This is a genomic window from Streptomyces solincola, from assembly GCF_002982015.1.
Taxonomy (GTDB): Bacteria; Actinomycetota; Actinomycetes; order Streptomycetales; family Streptomycetaceae; genus Streptomyces; species Streptomyces solincola.
Genome location: NZ_PVLV01000185.1, coordinates 1 through 3,218, shown reverse-complemented (window position 1 = coordinate 3,218; position 3,218 = coordinate 1). Strand labels below are relative to the sequence as shown.

3 protein-coding genes are annotated in these 3,218 nt (G+C 73.6%); all 3 read right to left on the bottom strand.

Features of this window, described 5'->3' with window-relative positions:
* The coding region (locus tag C6N75_RS13530) for a DsbA family protein (RefSeq protein WP_105869130.1) at positions 1–826 on the bottom strand (826 nt) is incomplete at its 3' end.
* Positions 827–919: 93 nt separating this feature from the next.
* Entirely contained in the window at positions 920–1,735 is an 816-nt protein-coding gene (trpA, locus tag C6N75_RS13525; RefSeq protein WP_105869129.1) for a tryptophan synthase subunit alpha, read from the bottom strand.
* Entirely contained in the window at positions 1,732–3,072 is a 1,341-nt protein-coding gene (gene trpB / locus C6N75_RS13520; protein ID WP_105869128.1) for a tryptophan synthase subunit beta, read from the bottom strand. Before trpB ends, trpA begins: the two co-directional genes overlap by 4 nt.
* Positions 3,073–3,218 lie beyond the last annotated feature (146 nt).

The window sequence follows — 3,218 nt, the reverse complement described above, 5'->3', positions numbered from 1 at the left end:
ACGACAAGCTGTTCGAGCTGGCGGCCAAGGTGCCCGGGCGCTTGCCCTTGTTGGCCTCGGCGACCCACTTCTTCAGGTTCTCCGGGGAGATCTGCTCGCCGCCCTTGCTGGGGAAGACCGACTCGCCGTTGAGCAGCACGGTGGGCGTGCCGCGGAAGTCGCCGCCGCGGAAGGCCTCGTTCGACTTGCTGACCCAGCCGTCGTGCGTGCCGTCGGCGACGCAGGAGCGGAAGGCCGGGGTGTCCAGGCCGGGCACCTTGGCCGCCAGCTCGAACAGCTTGTCGTCGCTCGCGAAGGCGTCGTCGGGCTCCGGCGGCTGGTTCTGGTACAGCACGTCGTGATACGCGGTGAAGCTCCCGCCGTCCTGGGCGCAGGCGGCGGCGTTGGCGGCGTTGAGCGAGCCGCTGCCGCCCATGTTGCCGTCGATGATCGTGGCCAGGTGGTACTCGGCCTTGAGCTGACCGGACTCGGTCAGCTCGTGGATCGTGTCCCGGAAGGCGTTCTCGAACTGGGCGCAGGCCGGGCAGCGGAAGTCCTCCCAGATCGTGAGCGTGGAGGGGGCGTCGGTCGCGCCGACGGTGACGGACGGCTGCTCGCCGCCGGCCGCGCCGGACGGCACGGCGACCGCTCCGGAGCCGGAGCCGTCGCTGGAGCCGCCGGTGTTGGCGGCGATCAGTCCGGCGACGGCGGCCAGCCCGAGCACGCCGACGACGGCCGCCGACACGATCAGAGTGCGCCGGCGCCGGTCGCGGGCCCGCTCGCGCTGGCGTTCTGCCTGGAGGCGCTCGCGCGCACTCCGCTTCCCTGCGTTGTTCTTCTCGCTCACGCCCGGCAAACGAACCGGGGAGGCACCCGCGTGCCTCCCCGGTCCACTTCCATCCCTTCGGGTGACGAGCCCTGCGGGGTTTACCTCTCGCGGTTACGCGCCGCGCCGCACGCCCCGGGCCAGGTCGGCGGCCAGCTCCCGGACGGCCGCCAGGCCCGCCGCCTCGTCCTCGGCGTCCAGCAGCCGCTTGACGAAGGCCGAGCCGACGATCACCCCGTCGGAGAAGGCGGCCACCTCGGCGGCCTGGGCCGCGTCGGAGACGCCGAGGCCGACGCAGACCGGCAGTTCGGTGGTGGCCCGGGTACGGCGTACCAGGTCGGCCGCCTGGGCGCCGACGGAGGCGCGCGTCCCGGTCACGCCCATCAGCGAGGCCGCGTAGACGAAGCCGGAGCCGGCCTCGGTGATGGCGGCGAGCCGGGCGTCCTTGCTGCTGGGGGCGACGACGAAGACGGTGGCCAGACCGTGCTTGTCGGCGTGCTCGCGCCACAGCGCGGACTCCTGCACCGGCAGGTCGGGCAGGATGCACCCGGCGCCGCCGGCCTCGGCCAGCTCGGCGGTGAAGCGCTCCACGCCGTAGCGGTCGATCGGGTTCCAGTAGGTCATGACCAGGACCGGCTTGCCCGTGGCCTGGTGCGCCTCGCGGACGGTGCGCAGCACGTCGGCGATCCGCACGCCGCCGCGCAGCGCGATGTCGTCGGCGGTCTGGATGACCGGGCCGTCGAGCACCGGGTCGCTGTGCGGGAGGCCGACCTCCACGATGTCGGCGCCGCCGTCCAGGACGGCCTTGATCGCCTCGATGCCGCCGTCCACGGTCGGGAAGCCGGCCGGGAGGTAGGCGATGAGCGCGGCCCGGTCCTCGGCCTTGGCGGCGGCGAGGGTGCCGGACAGCAACTGGATGTTCCCGCTCACTTGCTCTCCCCCGGTCCCCGCTGGTCGGCGGTGTCGCGCTGGATCTCGGCGGCGCCGGATCCGGCGGAGGCGTCGGCCTCCACCGGGGCGTCGGTGACCGGCGTGCCGGCCTCGTCGTCGTACAGCCCGAAATAGCGGGCGGCGGTGTCCATGTCCTTGTCGCCGCGGCCGGAGAGGTTGACCACGATCAGGCCGTCGGGGCCCAGTTCGCGGCCCAGCTCCAGGGCGCCGGCCAGGGCGTGCGCGGACTCGATGGCCGGGATGACGCCCTCGGTGCGGGAGAGCAGCCGCAGCGCCTGCATGGCGGCGTCGTCGGTGACGGCCCGGTACTCGGCGCGCCCGGAGTCCTTGAGGTAGGCGTGCTCGGGGCCGATGCCCGGGTAGTCCAGGCCGGCCGAGATGGAGTACGGCTCGGTGATCTGGCCCTCGTCGTCCTGGAGGACGTAGGAGCGGGAGCCGTGCAGGATGCCGGGCTCGCCGGCGGTGAGGGTGGCGGCGTGCTCGCCGGTCTCCACACCGTGCCCGGCGGGTTCGCAGCCGACCAGCCGGACGCCGGCGTCCGGGATGAAGGCGTGGAACAGACCGATGGCGTTGGAGCCGCCGCCGACGCAGGCGACCACGGCGTCCGGGAGCCGCCCGGCACGCTCCAGGGTCTGCCGGCGGGCCTCCACGCCGATGACCCGGTGGAAGTCGCGGACCATGGCCGGGAAGGGGTGCGGGCCCGCGACGGTGCCGAAGAGGTAGTGGGTGCGGTCGACGTTGGCGACCCAGTCGCGGAACGCCTCGTTGATGGCGTCCTTCAGGGTGCGGCTGCCGGACTTCACCGGGATGACCTCGGCGCCGAGCATCCGCATCCGGGCGACGTTCAGCGCTTGGCGCTGGGTGTCGATCTCGCCCATGTAGATGGTGCAGTCCAGGCCGAACAGCGCGCAGGCGGTGGCGGTGGCGACGCCGTGCTGGCCGGCGCCGGTCTCGGCGATGACCCGGGTCTTGCCCATCCGCTTGGTGAGCAGGGCCTGGCCGAGGACGTTGTTGATCTTGTGGGAGCCGGTGTGGTTGAGGTCCTCGCGCTTGAGGAACACCCGTGCGCCGCCGGCGTGCTCGGCGAACCGCGGCACCTCGGTCAGGGCGCTGGGGCGGCCGGTGTAGTGGACGAGCAGGTCGTCCAGCTCGGCCGCGAACGCGGGGTCGGACTTGGCCTTGTCGTACTCGACGGCGACCTCGTCCACCGCGGCGACCAGCGCCTCGGGGATGAAGGCGCCGCCGAAGGCGCCGAAGTAGCCCGCGGCGCTGGGGACGGGCCCCTCGGCGTCGGGCAGGAAGAACTCACTGGGCATGCGGAAACGCTCCTGTACGGGGCGGGGTGCCCCGGCTGCGGGAATGCGGTGGACGTCCGGTGGGCGCCGGCCGCCGGTGCCCGCGCCGAAGTGCGTACGCGCGTGCCGCTAGGCGTACGGGTGCGGGGTGGGGCGGGCGCCGGCGG

Coding starts and splice junctions, on each gene's coding strand:
- trpB (WP_105869128.1), bottom strand. CDS start 3,072: ATGCCCAGTGAGTTCTTCCTGCCCGACGCCGAGGGGCCCGTCCCCAGC.